The 26,145-nt window shown below is 41.3% G+C and carries 24 protein-coding genes and 1 tRNA gene; 11 read left to right on the forward strand and 14 right to left on the reverse strand.

All coding sequences use genetic code 11. The annotated features are described in order from the left end of the window. The first annotated feature begins 128 nt into the window (after positions 1-128). Positions 129-620, forward strand: coding sequence for a hypothetical protein (locus CXF88_RS21625; protein ID WP_101088817.1), 492 nt, complete (start codon positions 129-131; stop codon positions 618-620). After that, positions 586-1,788, forward strand: coding sequence for a diguanylate cyclase (locus tag CXF88_RS21630; RefSeq protein WP_101088818.1), 1,203 nt, complete (start codon positions 586-588; stop codon positions 1,786-1,788). Before CXF88_RS21625 ends, CXF88_RS21630 begins: the two co-directional genes overlap by 35 nt. Positions 1,789-2,080: 292 nt before the next feature. On the opposite strand, the gene CXF88_RS21635 is transcribed toward CXF88_RS21630, so the two are convergent. The 5 genes from CXF88_RS21635 to rpsU form a co-directional block, all read right to left on the reverse strand. Continuing rightward, a tRNA-Ile gene (locus CXF88_RS21635) sits at positions 2,081-2,157 on the reverse strand. Positions 2,158-2,341: 184 nt separating this feature from the next. After that, a complete protein-coding gene (gene rpoD / locus CXF88_RS21640; protein WP_101088819.1) occupies positions 2,342-4,177 on the reverse strand; it encodes an RNA polymerase sigma factor RpoD in 1,836 nt (611 codons plus the stop codon). A 150-nt stretch (positions 4,178-4,327) separates the two neighbouring features. Continuing rightward, complete coding sequence (gene dnaG / locus CXF88_RS21645) at positions 4,328-6,055, reverse strand: DNA primase (protein WP_101088820.1); 1,728 nt, start codon at positions 6,053-6,055, stop codon at positions 4,328-4,330. An 89-nt stretch (positions 6,056-6,144) separates the two neighbouring features. After that, positions 6,145-6,588 carry a GatB/YqeY domain-containing protein gene (locus tag CXF88_RS21650; protein WP_101088821.1) on the reverse strand — a complete coding sequence of 148 codons (444 nt, stop codon included), beginning with the start codon at positions 6,586-6,588 and terminating at the stop codon, positions 6,145-6,147. A gap of 7 nt (positions 6,589-6,595) precedes the next feature. Continuing rightward, positions 6,596-6,811 (reverse strand): 30S ribosomal protein S21, encoded by a 216-nt coding sequence (gene rpsU / locus CXF88_RS21655; RefSeq protein WP_006080725.1) that lies wholly within the window; start codon positions 6,809-6,811, stop codon positions 6,596-6,598. Between the two features lie 695 nt (positions 6,812-7,506). Here rpsU and tsaD point away from each other — a divergent pair. Then, the gene (gene tsaD / locus CXF88_RS21660; RefSeq protein ID WP_101088822.1) at positions 7,507-8,523 is read left to right on the forward strand and encodes a tRNA (adenosine(37)-N6)-threonylcarbamoyltransferase complex transferase subunit TsaD; all 1,017 of its coding nucleotides are present in this window, start codon (positions 7,507-7,509) and stop codon (positions 8,521-8,523) included. Between the two features lie 75 nt (positions 8,524-8,598). Here the strand turns inward: tsaD and plsY are convergent, their stop codons facing one another. After that, positions 8,599-9,219 carry a glycerol-3-phosphate 1-O-acyltransferase PlsY gene (gene plsY / locus CXF88_RS21665; protein WP_101088823.1) on the reverse strand — a complete coding sequence of 207 codons (621 nt, stop codon included), beginning with the start codon at positions 9,217-9,219 and terminating at the stop codon, positions 8,599-8,601. Between the two features lie 251 nt (positions 9,220-9,470). Here plsY and folB point away from each other — a divergent pair, with 251 nt between their 5' ends. The 4 genes from folB (at position 9,471) to CXF88_RS21685 (ending at position 12,166) form a co-directional block, all read left to right on the forward strand. After that, on the forward strand, positions 9,471-9,824 hold the full coding sequence (gene folB, locus CXF88_RS21670) for a dihydroneopterin aldolase (RefSeq protein ID WP_101088824.1): 354 nt from the start codon (positions 9,471-9,473) through the stop codon (positions 9,822-9,824). Positions 9,825-9,861: 37 nt separating this feature from the next. After that, positions 9,862-10,377: a 2-amino-4-hydroxy-6-hydroxymethyldihydropteridine diphosphokinase gene (folK, locus tag CXF88_RS21675; protein WP_101088825.1), complete on the forward strand. Its 516-nt coding sequence runs from the start codon at positions 9,862-9,864 to the stop codon at positions 10,375-10,377. A 34-nt stretch (positions 10,378-10,411) separates the two neighbouring features. Beyond that, complete coding sequence (locus CXF88_RS21680) at positions 10,412-11,212, forward strand: undecaprenyl-diphosphate phosphatase (protein ID WP_101088826.1); 801 nt, start codon at positions 10,412-10,414, stop codon at positions 11,210-11,212. 105 nt (positions 11,213-11,317) lie between these two features. Continuing rightward, a complete protein-coding gene (locus CXF88_RS21685) occupies positions 11,318-12,166 on the forward strand; it encodes a putative RNA methyltransferase (protein ID WP_101088827.1) in 849 nt (282 codons plus the stop codon). A 524-nt stretch (positions 12,167-12,690) separates the two neighbouring features. On the opposite strand, the gene CXF88_RS21690 is transcribed toward CXF88_RS21685, so the two are convergent. Further along, the gene (locus CXF88_RS21690) at positions 12,691-12,957 is read right to left on the reverse strand and encodes an Lpp/OprI family alanine-zipper lipoprotein (protein WP_011638433.1); all 267 of its coding nucleotides are present in this window, start codon (positions 12,955-12,957) and stop codon (positions 12,691-12,693) included. Positions 12,958-13,225: 268 nt separating this feature from the next. Further along, a complete protein-coding gene (locus CXF88_RS21695) occupies positions 13,226-14,470 on the reverse strand; it encodes a multifunctional CCA addition/repair protein (RefSeq protein ID WP_101088828.1) in 1,245 nt (414 codons plus the stop codon). Positions 14,471-14,600: 130 nt separating this feature from the next. Here CXF88_RS21695 and CXF88_RS21700 point away from each other — a divergent pair, with 130 nt between their 5' ends. Both CXF88_RS21700 and CXF88_RS21705 read left to right on the forward strand, forming a co-directional pair. Further along, positions 14,601-16,268, forward strand: a complete 1,668-nt coding sequence (locus CXF88_RS21700) for an ExeA family protein (protein ID WP_101088829.1) — start codon at positions 14,601-14,603, stop codon at positions 16,266-16,268. Beyond that, complete coding sequence (locus CXF88_RS21705; RefSeq protein ID WP_101088830.1) at positions 16,268-17,437, forward strand: general secretion pathway protein GspB; 1,170 nt, start codon at positions 16,268-16,270, stop codon at positions 17,435-17,437. The genes CXF88_RS21700 and CXF88_RS21705 overlap by 1 nt, the downstream gene beginning before the upstream one ends. A gap of 78 nt (positions 17,438-17,515) precedes the next feature. Here CXF88_RS21705 and nhaD read toward each other — a convergent pair whose 3' ends face one another. From nhaD to CXF88_RS21725, 4 genes are all read right to left on the reverse strand, one after another. Then, positions 17,516-18,763 (reverse strand): sodium:proton antiporter NhaD, encoded by a 1,248-nt coding sequence (gene nhaD / locus CXF88_RS21710; RefSeq protein ID WP_101088831.1) that lies wholly within the window; start codon positions 18,761-18,763, stop codon positions 17,516-17,518. 323 nt (positions 18,764-19,086) lie between these two features. Then, a complete protein-coding gene (gene hemL, locus CXF88_RS21715) occupies positions 19,087-20,373 on the reverse strand; it encodes a glutamate-1-semialdehyde 2,1-aminomutase (RefSeq protein ID WP_101088832.1) in 1,287 nt (428 codons plus the stop codon). A 26-nt stretch (positions 20,374-20,399) separates the two neighbouring features. Next, on the reverse strand, positions 20,400-21,419 hold the full coding sequence (locus CXF88_RS21720; RefSeq protein ID WP_101088833.1) for an aspartate carbamoyltransferase: 1,020 nt from the start codon (positions 21,417-21,419) through the stop codon (positions 20,400-20,402). 514 nt (positions 21,420-21,933) lie between these two features. Then, entirely contained in the window at positions 21,934-23,658 is a 1,725-nt protein-coding gene (locus tag CXF88_RS21725) for a chloride channel protein (RefSeq protein ID WP_101088834.1), read from the reverse strand. Between the two features lie 322 nt (positions 23,659-23,980). Between CXF88_RS21725 and CXF88_RS21730 the strand changes: the two genes are divergently transcribed. After that, complete coding sequence (locus CXF88_RS21730) at positions 23,981-24,754, forward strand: DUF6776 family protein (protein WP_101088835.1); 774 nt, start codon at positions 23,981-23,983, stop codon at positions 24,752-24,754. Positions 24,755-24,775: 21 nt separating this feature from the next. Beyond that, positions 24,776-25,126, forward strand: a complete 351-nt coding sequence (gene erpA / locus CXF88_RS21735) for an iron-sulfur cluster insertion protein ErpA (RefSeq protein WP_011638424.1) — start codon at positions 24,776-24,778, stop codon at positions 25,124-25,126. Positions 25,127-25,263: 137 nt separating this feature from the next. On the opposite strand, the gene CXF88_RS21740 is transcribed toward erpA, so the two are convergent. Next, positions 25,264-25,728 carry a hypothetical protein gene (locus tag CXF88_RS21740; protein ID WP_101088836.1) on the reverse strand — a complete coding sequence of 155 codons (465 nt, stop codon included), beginning with the start codon at positions 25,726-25,728 and terminating at the stop codon, positions 25,264-25,266. A gap of 6 nt (positions 25,729-25,734) precedes the next feature. Continuing rightward, entirely contained in the window at positions 25,735-26,121 is a 387-nt protein-coding gene (locus tag CXF88_RS21745; protein WP_197708487.1) for a DUF2750 domain-containing protein, read from the reverse strand. Positions 26,122-26,145: the final 24 nt, after the last annotated feature.

The raw sequence follows: 26,145 nt of genomic DNA on the forward strand, positions 1-26,145 counted from the left end.
AATCATTATTTAATGGTATTGCATCAGTACGACATAATGCTAACCACCAGTCTATACCATTAAGAGTCATCAATTTTTTGTGATTTATATATATTTTAGTGTGTTAAGCAAACGTTTTCAGGGGTGATATGTTTCATAGTATAAAAGCCAAGGTTATCACTATCTTCTCTTTAGTCATGATAGCTTTCACGTCTGTGCTTTTAATCACTATATTTATCAATGAGCGTGATCGTGTACTGGATTTAGCATTAGAAAACTCTACCAAAATTTCGAAAATGCACGCAAACCTCCTCAGCCAAGAGTTTGCTCGATATGTGGTTATGTTAAAAATGCTCAGCAATAACCCAAAGACAAAGCTAGGTGATAAAGCGACTATCGCTCGACAGCTGCAAAGGCTGATGACAATGGGGCGTGGTAATTTCATTAATGCTATTTATGTAGACAAAAATTTAAATTTAACTGATGTGTTAGGTAATACAAATAAAGTCACTCATTCTTCATTTATACGTGCTGAACAATGGGTGGGCAAAGAATATAATATTAGCACGCCAGTAATCACTCGGTTTGAAAAGGCCCCCCGTTATCATGGTGGGAGTACCTATTTTAGACACGCAAAATAACTGGATAGGAACACTTGCAGTGGCGGTGCCTCTCACCATCATCTCCGCTAAATTAGCAGAAATTAAGCTCGCAAAAGAGAGTTACGCTTGGTTAACTGACTCGAATGGCTTAATGGTTTCTCATCCGAATAAAAGTTTTATAATGAAGAATAAACTTTCAATGACAGAAAGTGCTGATTATCCAGGATTTTATAAAATAGTCCGACAAACTAAATTACAAAATGATGGCTACGGTCGTTATAGGGATGCCAAATTAAATGAATCGAAGATAGTCACATTTTCAAAAGTTGATTATCTGCCTGGCTGGACCTTGTTTGTCACAACTAAAGAGTCTGAAATTTTTCACGCTATATATACAATTATGTACGACGTTTTAGTCACTTCGATCATTTTGATGGTGATATTTTTATTACTCATCAGTGAACTATCCAATAGAATAACAAAACCAATCGTGCAACTGACCAAAGATGTAAAAGCCTCTGTTAAAGATAAAAAAAGTTATCTAAAAATAATCGATTCAGATGATGAAATAGGTCAACTGTCTAAAGCTTTCCACGATAGTCTTCAAAAAATACATTTACACACTATCCATTTAGAACAAATGGTCAATCATCGAACTCAAGAAATCACCGACAAAAACTTACTGCTTAATCAGCAAAATGAAAAGCTTGAACAGCTTGCCTCTAAAGACCCGTTAACCTTGCTTTATAATCGTCGAGCTTTTAGCGCTCTGGTTGATAAAGAGATCTCCCGCGCTAAGCGACATCATTTCCCTGTTACTCTAGTCATATTAGACATAGATTATTTCAAAAAGATTAATGATGAGTTTGGCCACAATGTTGGTGATGATATTTTGTGCCGTTTTGCGGATGAACTGTCTATAAATATGCGCAAAGAAAATCTCATCTGTCGTTGGGGGGGAGAAGAGTTTGTGATTTTAATACCAGAAGCGACCTCGGCTATGGTCTTTAAACATATTGAAGAGCTACGTCAAAAAATCTCACAGATGGACTTTGCGCCAATTGACAAGTTAACCTTTAGTGCCGGCATGGCAACTCTGCGTATTGAAGAGCCTTTTAAAGAGTGGTTCCAACGAGCTGATAGCGCTTTGTACAAAGCCAAAGGTTCGGGTCGAAACAAGATAGTAGTAGATGACATTATTGGCTAGAAAGCAGCTGAGGCATATACGATAGCGAAGCTTAAATTAGTTACCTTGGTTTTTACTTAAGCCGAATGGCTATCCTCTAATGCATCACGCAGATTAATCAAGAGCGTTATAAGCGCTTATTGTGGAGTTATTTGATGGTTGGTGATTTGCATAACTATTAAAATGGCAAGCGGATTCAAATTCCTTCAATTACTGACTTTTATTTAAGTATCTGCTACACATTTGCTACAACACAGAACGCCAGATATGAAAAAGCCGTAGTAGGTATTAACCTACTACGGCTTATCAGAATTGGTGGCCCCTCCCAGACTCGAACTGGGGACCTGACGATTATGAGTCGTATGCTCTAACCAACTGAGCTAAGGGGCCGACTTAAGATAGTCGTCACTATCGAAAGCGGGGAAAGTATACGAAGTTTGTTGGCACTTGTCACCCGTGTTTTTAGTTGTATTTACTTATCTTGTTTCAATTGGTTATCTGTTAAGCAATTATTGCGTTTTTGGACATAAAAAAACCTGCCGAAGCAGGTTTTTATACTATTTTTTCAGTGAGCTTATTCGTCTAAGAACGACTTTAAGATTTCTGAGCGAGAAGGGTGACGTAATTTACGTAACGCTTTAGCTTCAATTTGACGAATACGTTCACGTGTAACATCAAATTGCTTACCCACTTCTTCTAACGTGTGGTCAGTATTCATATCGATACCAAAACGCATACGCAGTACTTTTGCTTCACGGGCTGTTAGGCCAGCTAACACTTCGTGTGTGGCGTTCTTTAGACTTTCGCTAGTTGCTGAGTCAAGTGGTAGCTCGAGGGTAGTATCCTCGATAAAATCACCTAAATGCGAATCTTCATCGTCACCGATTGGGGTTTCCATTGAGATTGGCTCTTTAGCGATTTTCAGCACCTTACGAATCTTATCTTCAGGCATCATCATACGTTCTGCCAATTCTTCAGGAGACGGCTCACGGCCCATTTCTTGAAGCATTTGACGAGAAATACGGTTCAACTTGTTAATCGTTTCGATCATGTGTACTGGAATACGGATCGTACGTGCTTGGTCGGCGATTGAACGAGTGATTGCCTGACGGATCCACCACGTTGCATAAGTTGAGAACTTATAACCACGGCGGTATTCAAACTTATCTACTGCTTTCATCAAACCAATGTTACCTTCTTGGATTAAATCCAAGAACTGTAAACCACGGTTGGTGTACTTTTTGGCAATAGAAATGACCAAACGTAAGTTAGCTTCAACCATTTCTTTTTTCGCACGACGAGCTTTCGCTTCACCGATAGACATACGACGGTTAATGTCTTTAATGCCTGCGATGGTTAAATCTGTTTCAACTTCGATAGCACCTAGCTTGGTCACACAACGCGTTACGTCATCGGTGATCATACGCAAACCTTCAGCGTAAGGCTTAGTACTTTCTTTTTCTTTGTTAAACCAATCTAAGTTTGTTTCGTTACCAGTGAAAGCCTTAATAAAGTTTTTCTTTGGCATCTTAGCGTGTTCAACACAAAGCTTAATGACTAGACGTTCTTGAATTCGTACGCGATCCATCATGTTGCGCATGCTTTTCACTAAACGGTCAAACTGTTTAGGTACTAAACGGAATTCTTTGAATAATTCGCCAATAACAAATAATGAGCCAATCGCTTCAGGGTGGTCACGGCCTTTTTCGGCAATAATTCCTAAGCTTTTTTCGTAGGCTTCTCTGAGTTGAGTGAATTTTTCTTTGGCTTCTTCAGGGTCTGGCCCTTTGTTGCCTTCTTCCTCTTCCTCATCGTCATCATCGTCGTCATCGTCATCATCATCATTTTTAGAGTCAGCTAATTCTGAACCAACATTGGTGGCAGTTGGTGCGACGTCATCGTCGTCAGGATTGATAAATCCAGAGATAATATCAGACAAGCGCAATTCTTCAGCTTCATACTTATCGAATTGCTCTAAGATCATTGCGATCGCTTGAGGGTACTCACTGACAGAACTCTGTACTGTGTTGATACCTTCTTCGATACGTTTAGCAATAACAATTTCGCCTTCGCGAGTAAGTAGCTCTACCGTGCCCATTTCGCGCATATACATGCGGACAGGGTCTGTGGTTCGGCCTAACTCACTTTCTACGGTTGCGAGAGCTGCCGCTGCTTCTTCTGCAGCATCTTCGTCTGTGTTGTCTTCCGACATCATCATGTCATCGGCATCTGGCGCTTCTTCAAAAACGCGGATACCCATGTCATTTATCATCTGGATAATATCTTCAATCTGATCGGAATCGACCATGTCTGCAGGTAAGTGGTCGTTCACTTCTGCATAGGTTAAGTAACCTTGCTCTTTACCTTTAGCGAGCAACAGTTTGAGTTGCGACTGCGGAGTGTGATCCATAGATATCATCCAATTTTGGGTAACTGATAAAACGATAGGCCAGTTAGCTGTGCTAAGTGGCGCGCAAATCGTCAATTATAGCTGTGTGGACTAACCTTAGCTAGTCCATGGCAATGTTTGTACGCATATTCTTCACGAATAAATTGCGTATTACTTCGCTATGCCTTTCATTATAGAAATCAGCTTTGTTAGCTGCATTTTTTCAACTTTCGTTAAAGCCTGTTTTAGGCTTAATTCCTGATATCGTTGTTCAATATATTGGTTGTTTAACCAAATCAGGGTTTGCTTAAACTCTGGCAATACGTTTTCATCCGCCACTTGATGTTCCCATTGGGCTAGCTTTATTAGAGTGCTCTTTTGATTATGCTCTCTATGCATTTCAAGTAGTTGTGCGCTGTTTAACGTTTGCTCTCGAGTTATATCTAACAAATGATTGAGCAATTCTATGCCGGTCATCTGTAATCGATCTAGTGCAGGCTGTTTTGCCAAACCAAAGCCTAAACTTGGGTTTTGGACCAGTAGGGCAATGGCCAATCTTAATGGCGTACCACGACCTTGTAAGCCTTTCGCATTTAATGGTTTTGGCTGTTTTACAGTAAAACCTAATTTTTTCTTTAAATCTTCGCTACTGTTCATGCCTAATTTGTGTGCTAAATTTTCTAACAGTAAATTCTGTAGGACGGTATCTTGTACCTTTTCGATTAGCGCAATGGCTTGCTTGGCTAATGCCCCTTTATCGGTACCGTGGTTAGCACTTAATGTGTCAAACAAAAACTCGGGCAGTAACATGGCTTTTTGCATTAATGCTTCGAATGCTTCTTTGCCAATTTTGCGGACCATAGTGTCAGGGTCTTCACCTTGCGGTAGAAACATAAACTTGACTTGGTCACCCGGTTTTAACAGTGGTAGCGCTGTTTCTAGTGCACGCCAAGCTGCTTCGCGGCCTGCGCGGTCACCGTCATAACAACAGACCACTTGTTTTGCACTACGCACTAAAAGCTGAAATTGTTCAGCTGTAGTCGATGTACCTAACGATGCAACCGCATAATCAATCCCAAATTGGGCGAGTGCGACGACATCCATATACCCTTCAACAATTAACACATGTAGTGGGTCACGGTGTTTTTGCTTTAGCTCATATAAACCATAAAGCTCATTACCCTTATGAAATATGGGCGTTTCTGGAGAATTCAAGTACTTTGGGGTGCCGTCACCCAAAACTCTTCCTCCAAATCCAACAACACGACCACGACGATCGCGTATTGGGAACATTAATCTGTCGCGAAAACGGTCATAGCGTTTACCGCTATCATTGGCAATTAACATGCCTGCGGTCAGTAATTTATCTTGGGCGGGCAAATTTTGCCTGTAACGACCCAGTAAACCATCCCAACCATCGGGTGCAAACCCAATGCCGAACTGCTCAACAACGTCACTCGATAATCCGCGAAATTCAAGATAATCGACAACTTTTTGTTTGTCTGTATGCTGCCTAAGTTGGCTTTGATAGAAGAGGTTAGCTTCTTCCATCAGTTCGTATAAGTCTCGACTTAATCCTTGATCTGGCCTTTTTCCTGTGCCTTGCTCTCGTGGTACGGCAAGACCAAGTTGACCTGCAAGTTCTTCAATGGCATCAACAAATTCTAGGCGATCATATTCCATGACAAAATCAATAGCATTGCCATGGGCACCGCAACCAAAACAGTGGTAAAACTGTTTGTCTCTGCTGACGGTAAAAGAGGGTGATTTTTCGCTATGAAAAGGACAACAAGCCGAATGGTTCTTACCGGCTTTTTTCAACGGCACTTTACGGTCAATGAGATCGACTATGTCTATTCGAGCTATTAGCTCATTGATAAAATCACGAGGTATCGCCATTGATTGCTGTTGTTCTCGAATTTACTTTATCAACTGATGTAAACAAACAAGCCGTGCAAGTGCACGGCTTATTCAACATTAAAAATTGATTACTTCAATTTAGCGCGGATCATTGTACCAATAGCACTCATATCTGCACGGCCTTGAACTTTAGTTTTTAATGCTCCCATTACTTTACCCATATCCGCCATGGATGCAGCACCAACATCAATAATAGTGGCATCGATAATCGCTGCTACTTCATCTTCTGTTAGCGGTGTAGGCAGAAAATTTTCGATAACTCGAATTTCATCTGCTTCTACGGCTGCCAACTCCGGACGATTCGCTGCTTCATATTGAGCAATCGAATCACGGCGTTGTTTAACCATTTTGGTTAATACAGCTATTGTCTGTTCATCAGTCAGAGTTTCGCGGGTATCCACTTCAATCTGTTTGATGGCAGAAAGTGCCATACGAATTGTTCCTAAACGCACTTTATCTTTAGCGCGCATGGCATCTTTCATGTGGTCTTTTAGCTGATCGGTTAAGTTCATAATGAGATTAATATAAACGTACGCGACGTGCGTTTTCGCGAGAAAGCTTCTTAGCTAGACGCTTAACTGCAGCTGCTTTTGCACGCTTACGGGCAGTAGTTGGCTTCTCGTAAAATTCACGAGCACGCACGTCAGCTAAAATACCAGCTTTTTCACAAGAGCGCTTGAAACGACGAAGAGCTACGTCGAATGGTTCGTTTTCACGTACTTTAATAATTGGCATACGCCATCACCCCTTAGGTGTAGTTATGTTGGATGATTAAATCGACTAAACATTTTTAGTGACTTCACTCAAACCAAAGGCTATTTAAAATGGTGCGGAATTTTACACCGAGCGGCGACCATTTGTAAACCCCTGATTGATTTTCTCTTCGGGGAAATAGCCCACTGTTTCATTTTTTTAATATTTAACCTGAACTCGGGATATAGAGTTGAGAATATAATTATAAATATCATAATTTTAGTAATTAACCTCTATCAAACTTGTCATTTTTTACTAACAAAGCGAAATGACGCGTCAAATAGCGGGATTATTGCAAGTCTTCTTGTGTAAATAATCTCGACGTTAGCAAGGCAAAGGGCTGTTTGGGAGGGATTTGTTATCTTAAGTTCAGGTTATTTAAGAAAAAGTAGCCGTTATATGTCTATTCGTTTAAGCCGTTAGTTGTACTGCAGTGCCTGTTTTGTTAGGTAACGCGCATGGACAATATCATGGTTGCCCCTTGGTAAGTGTATTTAACACTAATTGTGACTGTTTAAAATCGGTTTGTTATCTATGTTTTGCTGGTTCAGAGTCTTGAGTTGATCTCTTACTTATAAGCTTACTTATAAGGATAGGTATTTAATCGTTAAACATTGGAGTATTTACGCTGAGACGGGTAGAATTGGCGGCCTTATTTTTAATGAAGACGAGAGATTATGCGGGTTATTGGTATTGAGACATCCTGTGACGAGACTGGGGTTGCAGTGTATGACGATAAATTAGGCTTATTGTCGCATGTGCTATACAGCCAAGTTAAATTGCACGCCGATTATGGTGGTGTTGTGCCTGAGCTTGCCTCTCGTGATCATGTTCGCAAAATTGTGCCATTGATTAAGCAGGCTTTATCAGAGGCTAATTCAAGCCTAGATAATATCGACGGTGTTGCTTATACCAAAGGTCCTGGGCTAATAGGTGCATTACTTGTTGGCGCTTGTGTGGGACGCTCTTTAGCGTATGCATGGAATAAACCAGCGATCGGTGTGCATCATATGGAAGGACATTTATTGGCACCCATGCTGGAAGAAAATGCACCTGAATTTCCTTTTTTAGCCTTGTTAGTGTCTGGCGGCCATTCAATGTTAGTGCAAGTTGAAGGCATTGGACGATATCAAGTGTTAGGTGAATCTGTCGATGATGCTGCAGGCGAAGCGTTTGATAAGACAGCCAAGCTCATGGGCTTAGATTATCCTGGTGGCCCTCGTTTAGCCAAATTAGCCCAGAAAGGCTTGCCTGCGGGGTATAAGTTTCCACGTCCAATGACGGACAGGCCAGGTTTAGATTTTAGTTTTTCTGGATTGAAAACATTTACCGCAAATACGATTGCTGCAGAACCGAATGATGAACAGACTCGTGCCAATATTGCCCGTGCATTTGAAGAAGCGGTTGTTGATACCCTTGCGATAAAATGTAAACGAGCCTTGAAGCAAACAGGTTATACACGTTTGGTGATTGCCGGTGGTGTAAGTGCTAATACTCGCTTACGTGAGACATTGGCAGAGATGATGACCAAGTTAGGCGGTCAAGTGTTTTATCCTCGTGGGGAGTTTTGTACTGACAATGGTGCCATGATTGCTTACGCTGGATTACAGCGTTTACGTGCAGGGCATATAGAGGGGCTTGAGGTTAAAGGTCAGCCTAGATGGCCTTTGGATACGCTGCCTGCAGTAGATTAATTGATGAGTTAGCGTGTTTGAGTCGGTAAGCTTGAAAGTAATGATTTATTTTCAAGCCGCCAAGAAAACCTAATACTATTTGGTGTTGGGTTTTTTTATGGATTTTTTTCGTGTGACCTTACTTTCTTCGCCATGGCGCAAACGGCCAATATTGTCTTTGTGGCGGATTAAAATAAGGGTTGAGAGCATCGCAACAGGCAGAATAAAACGTTCGTCTAACCACCAAGTGTAAAAAGGCGCTAAGGTTGCGGTTGCCATTGCGGCTACAGAGGAATAACGCGTTAATAGTAAAAACACAATCCAAGTGAGGATGAGGCATATTGCTAAATCACCGCCAATGGGGGCCATTGCACCAAAGGCCGTTGCAACACCTTTTCCGCCTTTAAAAGCAAAAAATATTGGGAATATATGCCCTAAGCAAGCGCTAACAGCAATAAAACCTAATGATGCGGCATCAAGTCCCATTTTATAGCCCAGATAAGAAGGCAGGGCGCCTTTGAGCATGTCAAAAAATAACACAAGCGCTGCAGAACTGACTCCACCAATGCGTAGCACATTAGTGGCACCGGGATTGCCGGAGCCGCTGGTTCTTGGATCAGGTAAACCTCTTAATTTACAAACCAGTACGGCACTTGAGATCGAACCCGCTAGGTAGGCGGTAATGATCATCAAAATGGTGACTGTAACGGCGTTCAAATTGGTTTCCTTACTCTTCTTAGGGTATCATCGCGCATTCATTTGTAAGACAAGTCATTTTAGTATCCACTAAAGCTGTCTTCGCGTTAACATTAACCATTTAGTTGATGTTAATTGAACAACAACGCCTATCCTACTGCTTTAATTCATTAGGAAAAAGCTTAAATGTGCATATTAGGCATATAATCGGTAATAAAGTTTGATTAGGATGAACTTAACGTCTTTTTACATCGGTTAAGGTAGGAATTTATATGGATAAAGTACTCATTCGCCAGTTAGCGATAGAGACCATTATTGGTATCTATGAGTGGGAAAAAAAACTTCATCAAACATTGCTTATCGATTTAGATATGGCATGGGATAATCGTCTTGCGGCCGCTAGTGATAGTTACGAAAATGCATTGTGTTATGAAACGGTATCAAATCGTTTAACGGCATTGATTACTGAGAATCCGATAGAGCTGATTGAAACTGTTGCTGAAATGATTGCGCATTGTTTGCAAAACGAATTTAATGTGCCTTGGGTTAAAGTGGTTGTGATGAAGCCAGGTGCAATACCTCATGCTGTTTCTGTCGGTGTCGAGATCGAACGCGGTAGCATTTAACTGTTATTTTTTTTACTGTTTAGCATTAGGTCAGTCAATGGCACGTATTTACATAAGTTTGGGCACTAATATTTCGCCAGAGAAACACCTGAAAGCCGGTTTGGTTGATTTACAACAATATTTTGGCCCATTACAATTATCACGGGTTTTTGAGAGTGAATCGGTAGGGTTTAAAGGCACTAATTTTTTAAATATGGTGGCTGCGGCTGATACCGATTTATCAATTGCACAGGTTGTGGCGACATTTAAGCAAATTGAACAACACAATGGCCGTATTCGAGGTGAGAAAAAATTCAGCCCGAGGAGCCTTGATATTGACTTATTGCTGTATGACGATGTTATTTGTGACATCCCCGTTGAATTGCCTCGTGGCGAAATTTTGTTTAATGCGTTTGTATTGTGGCCTTTGGCAGAATTAGTCCCTAATCTGTCTCATCCGGTGACGTTACAAAGCTATCAAACACTTTGGCAGAATTATGACAAACAGTGTCAACAATTGTGGCCTATTGTATTTGAGTTCCCACCAGAACTATTACCCATTAACACGTTATAACTAATCGATAAGTTAATCTCTAACAAGGACAAATATGGAAACGTTTCAAGTTATTCTGCTGGCATTAATCCAAGGGCTTACGGAGTTTTTGCCTATTTCTAGCTCGGCACATTTAATTTTACCATCACAAATATTAGGTTGGGCAGATCAAGGTTTATCATTTGATGTAGCAGTTAATACAGGCTCTTTATTTGCCGTGGTCATTTATTTTCGCCATGAGATTGTTGTACTGGCAAAAGCTTGGTTTACCAGTTTAGCTAGCAAGCAACAAACTCAAGAAAGTAAACTCGCTTGGTGGATTATTTTAGCGACTATTCCTGCTGTTATTGTCGGATTTACTGCCAAAGACTTTATTGAAACCCATTTCAGAAATACTTTAGTGATTGCAATAACTACGATTGTTTTTGGTTTGCTGTTGTGGGCGGCAGATAGAATGTCAAAAGCACAGTTAACTGAATTTCAAATGGGTTGGAAAAAGGCTTTGCTTATCGGTTTAGCACAGGCTATGGCATTAATACCTGGCACGTCGCGCTCTGGCGCCACGATGACAGCAGCACTGATGTTAGGGCTAACCCGTGAAGCCGCGGCTCGCTTTTCATTCCTTATGTCTGTTCCTGTTAGCTTTGGTGCCGCGTTACTGGTGACCAAAGACTTAGTCAGTAGTCCTGCACCTATCGATTACCAAGCGCTTGGTTTAGGGATTGTTGTATCATTTGTTGCTGCGTATTTATGTATTCATTTCTTTTTAAAATTTATTAGCAAAATAGGCATGACGCCGTTTGTATTATATCGCCTTGCTCTTGGTGCGTTATTGCTTGGATTGCTCTATCTTTAATATAAGCATTTAAGCGACTTTTTATTTGCATAGCGGGTAGGCTTACCACACTAGGTATTTCTACCCGTTTGTTTTACCGTCTTTCAATTAACTATCAGTGTAATTATGACTTTATCTTTATTATGTCCAGTGTGTTCAGCTCCACTAAATCAACATCAAGCTTCAGCGGGATTTTATTGCGACAACAAGCATCATTTTGATAAACACCCTAATGGTTACTGGCCACTGCTGAGCAACGTAAAGGGCAAGAGTAAGCCGCAAGTGGAGTCTCGCCAACAAATGCGCGGGCGACATTTTTTATTAGAAACAGGCTTGTTTGCACCGTTAATTAAACAACTTCAAACAGTATTGCTGGACTTATGTGCCTCTACCTCTAATGGTGACACACAATTACAGCATATCGATTACCAATGTGCTGATGGTTATTATTTACGTCAGCTTGTGCCTGCGTTAGTGGAAGCCAATGTATCGTGCCAGCATTGGGGCATTACCGATGCTGAAAATGCTATCTTTGCCGCGGCAAAATCTGAAACACCGGCGAATTTATTGTTGTTGGCGTTAAAAAAATTGCCCTTTGCCTCGCAATCAGTCGATATCGTGACGGTGCTTGATTCACCGTTAAAAGGGAAAGAATGCATTCGGATTTTAAAAGATGACGGTCGAATTGTATTGTTGCAGCCTGGTATTAGGCATTTATGGCAAATTAAACAACAAGTTTATCCAGACTTAGTCGAAAAGCCGCTGCAGTTAAATTTACCCAATGATGTGGAAATTGATGCCCAGCAACAAGTGGTGTTTACTCAGTCAGTTACCGGTGAGCAGGCATTAACATTGCTTGATATGTCGGTATTTGGTTGGCGTGCTAATGATCAGCTAAAGCATCAAGTTAAATCTACTGCAATTAGTGAGCTAGAGTTTGACTGGCAGATTATAACGCTCAAAAAACGCTTATAAAAATGTAAAAGCTGATGGAAAGCGATAACAAGCGATAAGATGAAAGTGCGGTGAGAGCGTTAGAGCCTAAGAGCTAGGACGCTTCGCGGCTAGATACTATAAGAGCTAAGAAGGGTTGCGGGTATTCTGTGATGACAAGCGATAACGAACGGTGAGCGCGTTTACAAGCCTAGGGGCTAGAGCGCTTCGCTGCTAGATGCTATAAGAGCTAATGCTAGGATTGAACTTTGTGTTAATGGTCAATCCAGATGATATCTGTGAGATTGTTTAGAAAGATTAACTGGTTGAACAATGTATAGATTAAATAGTGAAAAAGCTGGTGTGGAGAAGCTGTAGGTGTTTAGATTTTTCGCTTGATACCGCTTGATACCGCTTGATACCGCTTGATACCGCTTACTATTACTTTTCTACGCGAAGCACAAATAATTAAGGCTTGATGTTGAAGTACTACTTAGAGTAGTGGTATCAACAATCAAGCCCTAATAATCAACCTATGTAAATAAGCTAATTTTTAATAACTATTCTTACTTTTTGTAAGAAGAAGCCATGTTGTCTAAACGGTCGTTAGCACGTTTAGCTTCGGCTTGTGCGTCCATAGAAGCAGCTTTAGCGCCTTTAACATCAGCAGATAGCTTGCTTTGCTCAGACTTTAAAGAACCAACTTGTGCTGATAGTTGATCAACTTTGTTACCTAGGTTTGCTACGCTTTCTTCTAAAGCAGTAGTGTTAGCACAACCACCTAATAAAGCAGTCATCGCAACACCAGCAATCATCAGTACTTTCTTGTTCATGGGTAAATCCCTTAATATATAGGTTGTTAAATAGTGCAACGGCATGTGCCTTTGCAACGGCGTAATTATGTCACAGATTTTTTTATTTGCTATAGGCAAATATAAGATTGTTCATTTAAAATAGCGAAATAAATGAAAATTGCAAGTCTACCGGGCCAAAAGCATCATTAATTGCCGAATTTATATAAATCTTAGTGATTTATTGCTTATTCCCTGTTAAAAAATGCTTTTTTCCGCTTTTTTTCATAAAACCCTAAATAGGCAATAGCTAATGTAGCTGCTTGCTTTCAATGTATTGTATTTTATAGTTATTAATCGTTTCGGCTCGATTTAGCTGAAGTTGACTTTTAATTTGCGATCCTTGGTAACCCGCGGCAATAATCGATTGCACATCGACGTTGCTCGCTAACTCATAGCAATGTAGTAAATATTCGGCTTGTGGATAAGAAGATTGTTCAAATCCAGTTCGTCCTCTTAAGTCGCCATGACAACATAATAGTAGCTCTGTTAAGCGTTGAGGTTTTCGCCAAAAATCACCTTTATCAAATAATTTGACGATGGTTTCTGCTCTTAGTTCAAACGCGTTATGAATGTTTTGGTGTTGATCGCTGACTAATAATGCTAAATCACGGTATTCGTTTGGCACTCTAATTCGTTCACAAAGCTTTTTAATGACCGGCAAACCTTTCTGCCCGTGGCCATAATGCTTCGGCCAATCTTGTTTTGGGGTCAACGCTTTACCTAGATCGTGAACTAGAGCGGCAAAACGTACTGCTTTATTGTCACTTAACAGACTCGTTTGCTCGAGAACCATGAGGGTATGAATGCCAGTGTCTATTTCAGGATGCCACTTTTCAGGTTGTGGCACGCCAAACAACGCATCAATTTCAGGAAATAACACTGTTAATGCTTGGCATTGCTTTAATACATTGAAAAAAACCTGCGGACTTTGGCTGCTTAATGCTTTATCACATTCTTGCCATACGCGTTCTGGGGTGAGGTGATCTAATTCACCGCTATTAGCTATGTCGGTCATTAACTGTAAGGTTTCAGGTGCAATAGTAAACCCTAAGTGGTGAAATCGAGCGGCAAAACGAGCCACTCGTAACACGCGTAAAGGATCTTCAACAAAGGCATCTGACACATGGCGAAGTATTTTAGCGTTAATGTCTGCAATACCGTGGAACGGGTCCGTCAGTGTGCCGTGCTCATCTTGCGCGATGGCATTAATGGTTAAATCACGGCGCAATAAGTCTTCGGCGAGAGTGACATCTTTATTGGCATCACAACTGAAACCTTGATAACCCTTACCGGTTTTTCGTTCTGTTCTGGCTAACGCATATTCTTGCTGAGTTTTAGGGTGTAAAAAAACAGGAAAGTCTTTACCGACTTGCTGATAACCCAATGCGAGCATTTCTTCTACGCTGCTGCCAACAACCACATAATCTTTATCAACGACAGTTTGTTTAAGAAGGGTATCGCGTACGGCCCCGCCTACTAAATAAATCTTCATGGCGTACCACAACGTGTAATAATAAGTTGCTTAAATCTTATCAGAGTTAGATTTTTACGGCTAACTTTTGACAAGCTGTCATACAAGCATTAACGTGAGCCGTCAGTTTCAAATAAGGATTTTTGGTCGAATGTATAAAGCCTTCTATGGATTAAACGATAATCCATTTTCTATCGCGCCTAACCCTCATTATATGTTCTTAAGTGACCGTCATCGTGAGGCGTTGGCTCATTTAACCTACGGCCTAGGTGAAACCGGTGGCTTTGTATTATTAACGGGTGAAGTCGGCACTGGAAAAACCACTGTTTCTCGCTGTCTATTACAACAAATACCCGATAATACCGACACCGCGTTTATTCTAAACCCATCGTTAACAGAGCTTGAACTCTTAGCCACCCTATGTGATGAGCTGGAAATTAAATACGGTGAAAATCCGACGTTAAAGCAGTTGACTGATTTAATCAGCATGTACTTACTGAATAATCACAAAAATGGTCGTAATACGGTGCTGATTATTGATGAAGCACAGCATTTGCGTTCGGAAGTATTAGAGCAGCTGCGTTTATTGACCAATCTAGAAACCAACACCAAAAAACTGCTGCAAGTGATTTTGATTGGCCAGCCGGAATTACAACAACTGCTAAAGCGTCAAGACTTACGTCAGTTAGCACAGCGGATCACTGCTCGCTATCATTTATTACCGCTAAATAAAGATGAAATTGCTCTATATGTGTTGCACCGTTTGCAGGTTGCCGGTAGGCATGAGCCGCTATTTACACGTAAGGCGATAACCGCGTTACATAAACATTCTGGCGGTATTCCGCGTTTAACCAACTTATTATGTGAACGTGCATTAATGGCTGGTTATGGTCAAGCTAAGGTTCCGATCGATCACAAAATGGTTAATCAAGCTGCGGTCGAAGTATTGGGTGATATTGATGTACCAGGCGATAAACGCTGGCCATTTATTGCCGCTACTGCGTTGGTGCTCGCTTTTGGTTTATCATTTTATCTGTTTAATCGTTCAGCCATTGAAAACAATATGAATGCGAATGCGGCGATAGCAGATGTTCAAGCGCAATCTAGCCTAGCCAATCAAACGCCTGCAGTTATGCCTAGCCAGATAAACCAAGCAGCACAACCTCAACAAGTACAAGCAGCAACTCCCGTTGCCAATGCACAACAACAAATTATGCGCCAAGCAATGCTACAAAGCAGTAGCATTGATAATGCCTTTGCCGGATTATTTGGCTTGTGGAATAAACAGCCTATTATCGGCTTGTCTGCCTGCCAAGCTGCGCAGCAACAAGATTTAGCCTGTTATCAGCAACAAGGTAATTGGCACAGTATTATGCGTCTTAATTACCCCGCAGTTGTTTACTTGCAAGATACGCAAACGAGCGTGTTTTATGGCGTAATTGTTGAGCGTCAAGCCGAACAGATTTTATTGCAACTGGGCGAGCAACAATTTTGGGTGAATAAAGATTGGTTTGACCGTCACTTTAGTGGCACTTTTGAAATTTTGTGGCAACCAGACAGTGTCTTGCCGCGTGAGATTGGTCAGTCCTCTAGCTTGGCACAAGTGCAATGGCTCGAGAATAGCTTAGCGTTAGTCAACAAGCGACGTGCACGACTACTGACGCAGTTTGATAGTGATTTAGAGCAACAATTGATGAATTTTCAACGTCAGCATGGGTTAAAGCCAGATGGTATAGCAGGCAATCAGACCTTGGTGCAGCTTAACTTATATCTGAGCCAGCAAGGCCCTCGTTTAAGTGCCTCTGAGGTGCGCAGTTAATGTCAATTCTATTGGATGCGGTTAACCGTAAAAAGCAGCAACAAGGTGATGTTGTCGATATTATGTCGACGCAGCCGCCTCAATATATATCGCAATCTAACAGCTCAAATAAGTTGAATAAGTATAGTGTATTGGCTGTAGCCATTGCTTTGGGCATTGGCGCTGCATGGGGCATGAGTGTGCTATTACAGTCACCGTCTGCATCGTTATCAACTATCCAGCATAATGGCGTTAATGCACAACAAACTGTCACGGCGCCAGTTGCTGTTGTTACACCACATAAAACACCTGAAGCATTAGCCGGTAACAAAAATGAATCTGCGGTACAAAATAACGATGATATTCGTTTAGCGGGTAAGGTGGCATTACCTATTGCCAAACCTTTCAATACGAATGCAATGAACACGCAAGCGGCAAGTTATAATAACAATGGTTACGCTGAGTCTTCTGGTGTGAATGAACCATATCTGCAAGCAAATGATGGCCAGCGCAATTTTCAACAAGCTAACTCCCAGCAATTCAACTCTCAGCAATTTAACTCTCAACAAACCAACGCCCAACAAGCCAATTTTCAGCAACCAAGCTATCAGCAGCAAGCAGGTTATGAACAGGATAATTATCAAAGCGGGCAAGATAGCAGCGTTGATGAATATCAGACACAAGAGAGCAATCGTCAACAGGCGCAGCAGCAAGAAGCCATTGCATTAGGTGCTAAGGCTAATCGCCGAGGTTTAGCAGAGCTTGAGGCATTGCGCTTGCAAGTAAATGCCGCCGCAGAAGACGTCGATTTTGCCTCTGTTAAAGCACCATCAATTAAAGAGCAGAGTAATTTGATTGCTGCGTTTGAAACTGCGCTTAAAGACGTTGAATATGAACAGTCGGCTAATCAGCAAGTGACGTCAGCAAAATTAGATCCTATCCCTCGACCTTCCAATCAGCAAATTCCTAAGTATGGTGACTTACCCGCGAGTGTGCAGTTGCAAGTACCGGAGTTTAATATTAATGCTCATGTGTATTCGACAGAACCAAGTAACCGTTGGTTAAATGTCGATGGGGTTGAATTACAACAGGGCGATATGATCAAGAATAAGCTGACGATTGTAGAAATTCGGCCACGAGATATCGTATTAGAAATTGATGGTGAGCAATTTAGAGTGCCAGCAATTTAAGGCGATGTTGGAATGTTAGGCATAAAACAAAGGCGCTATTAGCGCCTCTGTTTTATCTGAAAAACCCTCGTACTAATATTAGCCGTGAATGTTATTGGCTAAAAACAGCGTTAATCCATAACCTATGCAGTAGCATAATAGTAATGCTGGAACATATTTTAAGTAGCTTACGAATGTCAGTTCTTCAACTTTACTCATCGCGATGATGCCAGATGCCGAACCGATGATTAATAACGATCCGCCTACACCAACCGAATAAGTTAAGCCTAACCATTGTGCTGTTGTCAGTACGGGATCTGCTTTTAATAATGCTGCAGTTAGTGGCACGTTGTCTAATAATGCAGAACCGACACCGGTAAAGAAGTTAGAAATGCTTGGGTTATACATGCCATAGACTTCTGTTAATAGGTTAAGCGTACCAATCTCTTTAAGCATACCAACCAGTAACAAGATACCTAAGAAGAACAGCAGGGTATCGAACTCAACTTGGCGAATGTATTCTAATACCTGAACTTCTTCGGTTTTACTCTTATGGGTAGTGCCGACTAAGAACATTACTGATAAACCGAATAAAAAGGTCAATACCGGTGGAATACCAAACAGCACGTTAAGTACCATGGTTAATACGATGGTGGTGAAGAAAATCAAGCCAATGACGATATCAACGGTATTGTAGTTTTGCTCAATTGGCGATGTGCTCACTTGCCCTTCGGCTTTGAGTGAGAACAATATTGCTAGGATCATAACGCTGATGCTGGCAGGAATGAACAGAATTAATAATTCAGAAATATGCACTTTACCGGCAAGAAAAATCATCAGAGTCGTTACATCGCCGGTGATTAATGCAACCCCACCAGAGTTCACCGCAAAGATAATGAGCACTGCCATACGGCGACGCATTTGTTTGTCTAAATTAAAGGTGGTCAGTAAACCTAACGACACCAATGTGGCTGTCACGTTGTCACAAAAAGTCGACAGTACTAACGAAAACATCCCAACTTGTATCATCAACATGCGAACAGACACTTGCTGCGGAAATATTTTTTGCACCAGTACTTGGATCATACCTTTAGCGTTAAGGTAAGCAACAAAGGTCATAGTAGACATTAAAAACAGCCATAAGGTGGCAATTTCTAATAAGTTTTCATTGAGTTCTTCACCGACCAGTTTACTTTTCTCTGGGCTACCAGAGGCAATAAATAAGGTGATCCAAGCAATACAGCCAAGGAACAGGGTGGTTTTGGCTTTATTAATATGGGTAATTTCTTCGAGCACGATACTTAACAGTGCAAGCACTGCAAGTGAGATAAGAAAGGTATGTAGCATGACTGCAATTCCAACTTTGTGTTGTAGGTAATCAACATCATTACCATGAATTTTTGCTAACCTAATTCAGCCTTTTTTTTAAGGTTCAATTAAGCTTTCCGTTTGGCGGGGCGATCACATCACACCACGGGCATTTTCGCAATATAGATCACAGTTTTTTCGTCAATTATCGACCAAAGTCGTGGATAAAATAATTAACACAGAGAAAGGTAATAGGAATTTGTTAACATAAATAAAAATAGGATAAACAACGTAGTTATTTATCCTATTTTTGTTACCAACAGTTTGCTTAACCTAAAAAGAGGTTAACTGATGAAGTTGAGCTATTTCATTGCCGCAAAAACGCGATCAACAGCAGATAAAGTATATTCAATTTCAGCATCACCATGAGCCATAGACATGAAGCCTGCTTCATAAGCACTTGGCGCTAAATAAATACCTTCATCTAACATGGCATGGTAGAAATGACGGAAATGCTCCATGTTGCATTTTGTGACTTGGGCAAACGAGGTCATTGGCGTGTTATCTTCAGTAAAGAAGAAACCAAACATGCCGCCCACATAAGTAATATTTAATGGAATACCATGTTTGTCTGCTGCGGCTTTAAAGCCTTCAGCAACACGTTTAGTTTTGTCTGCAAGGGCGTCATACAAACCGGGTTCACATAAAGCGTCCATTTGCGCTAAACCGGCAGTCATTGCAATTGGGTTACCGGATAATGTACCCGCTTGATAGACTGGACCTGTTGGTGCGATAAATTGCATAACGTCTTTACGGCCACCAAATGCGCCTACAGGCATGCCACCACCAATGACCTTACCAAGTGTGGTTAAGTCTGGCGTTACGCCATAGTGACCTTGTGCACCACTCATAGAGACACGAAAGCCTGTCATCACTTCATCGATAATCAATAACGCACCGAATTCGTCACAAATTGTACGTAAGCCTTGTAAAAAACCTTCTACTGGCGGGATACAGTTCATGTTGCCCGCAACAGGTTCAAGGATGATACAAGCGATATTGTCTGGGTTCTGTTCAAATATAGCGCGCACAGAATCAAGGTCGTTATACGTCGCGGTTAAAGTGTGCTTGGCAAAGTCTTCTGGAATACCAGGTGAACTTGGCTGGCCTAACGTTAATGCGCCTGATCCCGCTTTAACCAACAAGCAGTCAGCATGACCGTGGTAGCAACCTTCAAACTTTAAAATATCATCACGGTTAGTAAATCCACGGGCTAAACGGATTGCACTCATGGTAGCTTCGGTGCCCGAACTTACCATACGAACTTGTTCCATCGATGGCACCATTGAAATGACTTTTTCAGCCATTTTTACTTCAAGTTCAGTCGGTGCGCCAAATGATAAGCCGTTTTCGACAGCAGCTAACACTGCTTGACGAATTTTAGGATGATTATGGCCTAAAATCATCGGTCCCCATGAACCCACATAGTCGACATACTTTTTGCCATCGGCATCAAAAATATAAGCGCCATCAGCTTTTTCAATGAACAAAGGTGAACCACCGACACCATTAAAGGCACGTACAGGTGAGTTAACGCCACCAGGAATGGTTTTTTTAGCCTGTTCAAATAAAACTTCGGAACGGGTCATGTCTAATCCTTAATATTGTGTGCCAATTATCTATCGGCTTTACGTGAATACCAGTTTACTGGGCACTCATACTTTTCGAGTTGGTTTTCAACTCCAAGTGTTAATGCAAAAAGTGCCATACGTATAAGTAAGCCGTTGTCGGCTTGTCTAAAAATAGCCAAACTTGGATGGCTGTTTAAATCATTGTCGAGTTCATTTGCTTGCGCGCGTGAATCACGAGGTAATGGATGCATAATCACCGTATTTGATTTGCAATGTTGCGTATAAATATTGTGATTTAAGCGAAACTTACCCCGGTATTTATTGGCTTCTTCCTGTGACGGAAAGCGCTCTTCTTGAATACGGGTAAGATATAAAATATCCGCGTTATGTAAATTACCTTCAAGTTGTTCGGTTATTGTGATCTTATGGCCAGCATTTTCAATGTCGGCGATCACATAGTCAGGCATTGCTAGCTCACTTGGCGATATCAATGTGAACTTAATGTCCTTATGCATACAAAGTAAGCGCGAAAGTGAATGCACAGTGCGACCATATTTTAAGTCACCTACCATGGCAATATGCATACCATCGATACCCATACCTGAATGGCTTAATTCTTTTTTGATGGTAAATAAGTCCAGCAAGGCTTGAGTTGGATGTTCATTTGGTCCATCACCGCCATTGATCACTGGCACTCGGCTGCCTTCAGCAAACTCTTTGACGGAGTAGGCATCTGGGTGACGCATGGCAATCACATCTGAGTAAGTTGATAGTACTCTAGCCGTGTCATACAAGGACTCGCCTTTTGATAATGACGATGATGCCATTCCTGTGGTTTCTCGTACATGTCCGCCAAGCAAATTGAAAGCGCAGCCAAAGCTGACACGAGTACGGGTGCTAGGTTCAAAAAAAAGATTGCCTAAAATGGCACCTTCCAACACTTTGGTGCGTTTTTCACGCAAAGCATAAGGGGTCATTTTGTTAGCAACATTAAAAATAGTGTTAATCGAATCCAGATCTAACTGGCTTACTGAAAGGATATGTGAACCTTCGAACTGTGTCATCAGCCTGATTTCCAAAGTTTAGGGGCAAAATATTCACCAGAACAGCATGCTATTTTACCGTATTATTATATAGGGCATTATATAGAGTGTTATATAGGTTATGTGTAGGGTGGCTGAGGCAAAATTGTAGCAGAAAAGAACCGCCAGATAAATATAATAACCGTGCTGAACTTTGAGATTCACTTGCTGCTATGAAGAACATTCGCAGGGCTTTAGTTTACTTTTTAATGGAATTAAGTTGCGCGCCTTTATGACTCATTCAGCGCTGAATGAGCGGCATACTGACCGAGCTACCTCAAATTTCATTGTGCTATAGCAGCCCCTGTATGGGTTAATGAATATTTGTTAAAGCATTTCGCCTCACTATTTAAGTTGTCTAATTTCCTAATAAAAGGACCGCTTTCAAGGTGTTAATACGTCTTGTTAGCCAATAGACCTATTTTGAAAATAGGTTGATTGGATAGGTATATTCCTTTTTCACTCGGTGAGAGCTTATACCGAGGATAGGCTGGGACTATACCTGCCCGGAGCGGATTTCTTGAAGTAAATTAGCCCAACTTATTACCCCAACCACTTTCTGATTAGTGCCTCGATAGATATACACTTCACCGGAGCGTTTCGCGACCAGCGCTTCATAGGCTTCATTTAAGGTGGCCGTGTCTGGTAACCCTGGCATAGGGAGGCGTGATAGCGTGGTTGAATCTTCAAATGACTGCATTTCAAGACGCAGCATTTCAATTTCTCCTTCAGCATTACGCACTAGTACTGGGCGGCCTGCTGCCCGTTTGAGTACTTCAAGTAGCAGTTCGTCATCATCATTAACAATGACAAAGCGTTTATCCATCAGTACCCTCACACCTTTCTTTTGCAGCCCTTGGTTAAGCGGAGCAATTTTGTAACCAAGCCCCATAATATCAAGTTGTTTTAGCAAGATAGAATTGGTATTAAATCCCTGATACGCCACCAAAAATGCTGGGATGGTGACAAACATGGCCGGTAAAATAATCGAAGCATCGTTGGTTAATTCAAGTAATGCAACTAATGCTGCTAGGGGCGCACTCAGGCAAACCCCCATCATCGCCGTCATCCCAATCACGGTATATAAGCCAACATAAGGCGCAATTGACGGGAATATTAGGCTACTGATTAACGCTAGAATTGCCCCAATTAAGGCGCCAATACCATAGAGCGGGCCGATAAGCCCGCCTGGTACGCCAAAGCCAATAGCAGCAATGGTCGCCAACATTTTTGCTAATAACAGCGCGATTAAAAACAACAAACTAGGATGCTCACTAATGGCTTCATTGATGGCAAAATCGCCTGAGCCTAATGCCTGTGGCATGACTAAACCAACTAGAGTGGTGACTGCTGCAGCAATGAGCAGACGATAAATTAATGGCCAGTGCTGGCCAGTGGCAGTGACTTTCATCAGTGAAAAGTTAAACAGGGCAGCGACACATCCCAGCGCAAGTCCGCCAATGAGTAAAATAGGATAATGATCGAGTGGAATGTGGATCACATTGATCAAATCGTATTCGTGAATATTACCAAATACAAGTTGGCTTGATACCGCGCCGCAAATAGCAGATAGCATGATAGGGAAAAAGTAATGAATTTTGTACTCTCGTACAATGACTTCAAATACAAACAAAACCGCAGCCAGCGGTGCGTTAAAAGTGGCAGCAATACCCGCGGCAATACCGCTAGCACACATAATGCGCACGCTATTGTCTGGTAGCGAGAACTTCTCAGCCATAACACTTGCGCTCACCGCACCTAAATGAATCGCTGGGCCTTCTTTTCCGACAGAAAAATTGGTCATCAGTGCGATTAATGCTTGAAAAAACTGTCCAGCAGCGGATTGAAGCGGTACCTTACCGTAGTGCAATTTAAATCGATGCAATACATAAGCAATGCCCATGCGCCGGTAACGCTTTGACCCCAACAATGACAGCAACCAAATAAGCAGCGCGCCGATTAAAGGTAAGTAAGAGCGCCAATCGCTTAAGGTTGAGCTAAGGCTCATGGAATCTGCATGCAGGTATTGTTCTGCCCACACCAAGCTTAACCGGAATAAGATAATCACTAATGAGGCGATGATGGCAAATAACAGTGCGAGTGCACAAAGTTGCACGCTAATTTTAGCCTGAGATAACTTATCTCTAAATTCGTTACGTAGATATTTGCGCGTAGTTCTTTTGGCGTGAATAATAGCGGCTTTATTTATCTTAAATTGCACGGTTTGACTCTAAAGTCTGTTGATATTTTAGGGTTATGTTTGGCAATTTTTTATTGATTGACCGATAACGCGTATGTGTCATGTTATGTCTCTCCATCAATTTGCACTAACGCCTTTTAACAGGTCAAAGTACTGCCTGCGCATGTTTTTTTAGCTCTTTACGTTGGCTGGCAAAGCTTTATTTGGCAAGCAAATTATTATCATTAGCACCTTATTTACAATGCATAGGATTTGAACAAGATGTTAAGCTCTACAGAAATATAAGCCCTAAGCAAATAAGCTTCATCAAGCATACTGTATTTTATTAAAAGGTTGTAACGTAATGTTAAATTATCACCGCTGGTTAGACAGACTGCAAGTTTTAGAACGCAAAAACCGGACATCAAGCATATACTTAATAGGGTTAATGGTAGTGTGTTTTTTGCTGGGAGCGATAAGTTTTAACCTATGGCTTTCATTTGCACCAGAGGCTACACCAAATAGCGCCAGTGGTAAGCGTAAATTATTACAAGAACTAGAGACTCAAGCGCAAGCGCTTGCCAGTCGTAATTTAGCCTTAAGTATTGCTGATAATGCCAATAAAGAAATGCAAGAAATGTTTAGTCAGCAATTATCTGCACAGAAAGCGTTAGAAAAAGAATTAGCATTTTATCGCAGTGTTATGGTTACCGATGCTGATGTTGAAGGGGTGGCAATTCATGGCGTGGAATTATCTCAAGGTGTAGCTCCCGAGCAATATCAGTTACGATTAATCTTAACTCAGTTGCAAAAACGCAAAGTAAAAGTGAAAACCAACGCCACAGTATTGTTGCTTGGCACACTAAATAACCAGCCGGCTGAACTGTCTTTGAGCGAGTTAATTAATAAAAAGCTGGATTTTGAGTTTAATTATTTTCAAATAATGGACAGCGATTTTGTGCTGCCAAGTGGTTTTAATTTACAACGAATTATGGTCAAAGTGAAGGTCGCTGCGAGTCGTGGGGTGAAAGGCGGGGAGATTGAACAAGTCTTTAATGTGCCAGAGCTGTTGATGGGTGAAAAAGAACTGCGGGTAATACTTGAACAAAATAGTCAGGTAAAGGATAATTCTCAGTAGACACCGAAGTAAGAGGTAGTAATGACTGAACAAGTTGATGCAACAATGCCGATCCAATTTACCGATGCGGCGGCGATAAAAGTAAAAGGTCTGTTAGAAGAAGAACAGAATCCTGAATTAAAGCTACGTGTATATGTAACAGGTGGCGGTTGCTCTGGTTTCCAGTATGGCTTTACATTCGATGAAAAAGTCAACGAAGGTGATTTCACCATTGAAAAGCAAGGTGTGCAGTTGGTTGTTGATCCAATGAGTCTTCAGTACCTTGTTGGTGGTGAAGTGGATTATACATCGGGTCTTGAAGGTTCACGCTTTTTTGTTAAAAACCCTAATGCGACCACCACATGTGGCTGCGGGGCTAGTTTCTCGGTGTAATGAGTCTTACAGCAGCGATAAACCACGCTATAAATGAGATAACAATCTCACTGTAGAATGGATTTATATAATAAAAAGCCGTCTTTCGACGGCTTTTTTGATTTCTGGACAACATCTCTAAATAATACAACCGCTTATTAGCTACTCATAATGTTGAGGTTCATCCGCGGTTTAAACCACGCTTTCACTTTGGCATTAAAGCTAATCCACACTTGTATAATACCTAGCGTAATCAGCACTGAGTATATAAGCCAATCAGGCACTACGGCTTGAAATAAACCAAAATCAAATGTCGTTGGTCCGGCAACCAAATTATCTGGGTCATACATTATGATCGGTAATAGGCTATACAACAGCAGTTGCAACAGACAATAAACCCGCAGAAGATATAAGCCCGCTTTCTGGCGACCGATAATTGCCAATACCATCATCAAGGTCAAAATGCATAACATTGCACTTAACTCTGATAGTGAGCTGGCGGCCATTAATCCACTGACAGACGATAATGTATAGATAACCATTAAGGTAATAAGTCGTTTTGGTAAACGTGGTTTGACCGTTACTTTATCTATTTGGTTTGATTCCGAGCTGATTATTGTCATAACACATTAATGCTTTTGTTGTTTCTTTGGCGAAATACGTTCGTCCATTTCAAACGGTGGTACAACGACACCTAAGTCTTCTTGTACCGGGAATACAGCGATAAATAAATCATCATCTTCCATGCCGCTCACCCAACGTTCTTGAAACTCGTCTAGTGGAATGGCTAATGGTTCACAGTCTTTCCATTCATCAACGGCCCAAAGTGCAGCCGTTTCTTCAGATGGCCACATTGGAATACAATCTTCATCTTCAGTGGTTAGCATGACGCAACCATCTTGATCTTGAAGTGTCCAAATGATTTTTTCTATTTTAATTTGCTCAACCATATAATCGTAACGGCCTTCTGGCGTTAGATTCATCAGTTCAGACACACTTTTGGTTTTGTTGCTCATATTGACTCTCATCTTAAGTTACGG

Origin of the sequence: Shewanella sp. ALD9 (assembly GCF_002836315.1) — a bacterium.
GTDB lineage: Bacteria > Pseudomonadota > Gammaproteobacteria > Enterobacterales > Shewanellaceae > Shewanella.

Bases quoted from the DNA above. Each gene is read 5' to 3' on its own strand.
- CXF88_RS21625 (WP_101088817.1), top strand. From the start codon at position 129: ATGTTTCATAGTATAAAAGCCAAGGTTATCACTATCTTCTCTTTAGTC.
- CXF88_RS21630 (WP_101088818.1), top strand. From the start codon at position 586: ATGGTGGGAGTACCTATTTTAGACACGCAAAATAACTGGATAGGAACA.
- rpoD (WP_101088819.1), bottom strand. From the start codon at position 4,177: ATGGATCACACTCCGCAGTCGCAACTCAAACTGTTGCTCGCTAAAGGT.
- dnaG (WP_101088820.1), bottom strand. From the start codon at position 6,055: ATGGCGATACCTCGTGATTTTATCAATGAGCTAATAGCTCGAATAGAC.
- CXF88_RS21650 (WP_101088821.1), bottom strand. From the start codon at position 6,588: ATGAACTTAACCGATCAGCTAAAAGACCACATGAAAGATGCCATGCGC.
- rpsU (WP_006080725.1), bottom strand. From the start codon at position 6,811: ATGCCAATTATTAAAGTACGTGAAAACGAACCATTCGACGTAGCTCTT.
- tsaD (WP_101088822.1), top strand. From the start codon at position 7,507: ATGCGGGTTATTGGTATTGAGACATCCTGTGACGAGACTGGGGTTGCA.
- folB (WP_101088824.1), top strand. From the start codon at position 9,471: ATGGATAAAGTACTCATTCGCCAGTTAGCGATAGAGACCATTATTGGT.
- folK (WP_101088825.1), top strand. From the start codon at position 9,862: ATGGCACGTATTTACATAAGTTTGGGCACTAATATTTCGCCAGAGAAA.
- CXF88_RS21680 (WP_101088826.1), top strand. From the start codon at position 10,412: ATGGAAACGTTTCAAGTTATTCTGCTGGCATTAATCCAAGGGCTTACG.
- CXF88_RS21685 (WP_101088827.1), top strand. From the start codon at position 11,318: ATGACTTTATCTTTATTATGTCCAGTGTGTTCAGCTCCACTAAATCAA.
- CXF88_RS21690 (WP_011638433.1), bottom strand. From the start codon at position 12,957: ATGAACAAGAAAGTACTGATGATTGCTGGTGTTGCGATGACTGCTTTA.
- CXF88_RS21695 (WP_101088828.1), bottom strand. From the start codon at position 14,470: ATGAAGATTTATTTAGTAGGCGGGGCCGTACGCGATACCCTTCTTAAA.
- CXF88_RS21700 (WP_101088829.1), top strand. From the start codon at position 14,601: ATGTATAAAGCCTTCTATGGATTAAACGATAATCCATTTTCTATCGCG.
- CXF88_RS21705 (WP_101088830.1), top strand. From the start codon at position 16,268: ATGTCAATTCTATTGGATGCGGTTAACCGTAAAAAGCAGCAACAAGGT.
- nhaD (WP_101088831.1), bottom strand. From the start codon at position 18,763: ATGCTACATACCTTTCTTATCTCACTTGCAGTGCTTGCACTGTTAAGT.
- hemL (WP_101088832.1), bottom strand. From the start codon at position 20,373: ATGACCCGTTCCGAAGTTTTATTTGAACAGGCTAAAAAAACCATTCCT.
- CXF88_RS21720 (WP_101088833.1), bottom strand. From the start codon at position 21,419: ATGACACAGTTCGAAGGTTCACATATCCTTTCAGTAAGCCAGTTAGAT.
- CXF88_RS21730 (WP_101088835.1), top strand. From the start codon at position 23,981: ATGTTAAATTATCACCGCTGGTTAGACAGACTGCAAGTTTTAGAACGC.
- erpA (WP_011638424.1), top strand. From the start codon at position 24,776: ATGACTGAACAAGTTGATGCAACAATGCCGATCCAATTTACCGATGCG.
- CXF88_RS21740 (WP_101088836.1), bottom strand. From the start codon at position 25,728: ATGACAATAATCAGCTCGGAATCAAACCAAATAGATAAAGTAACGGTC.
- CXF88_RS21745 (WP_197708487.1), bottom strand. From the start codon at position 26,121: ATGAGCAACAAAACCAAAAGTGTGTCTGAACTGATGAATCTAACGCCA.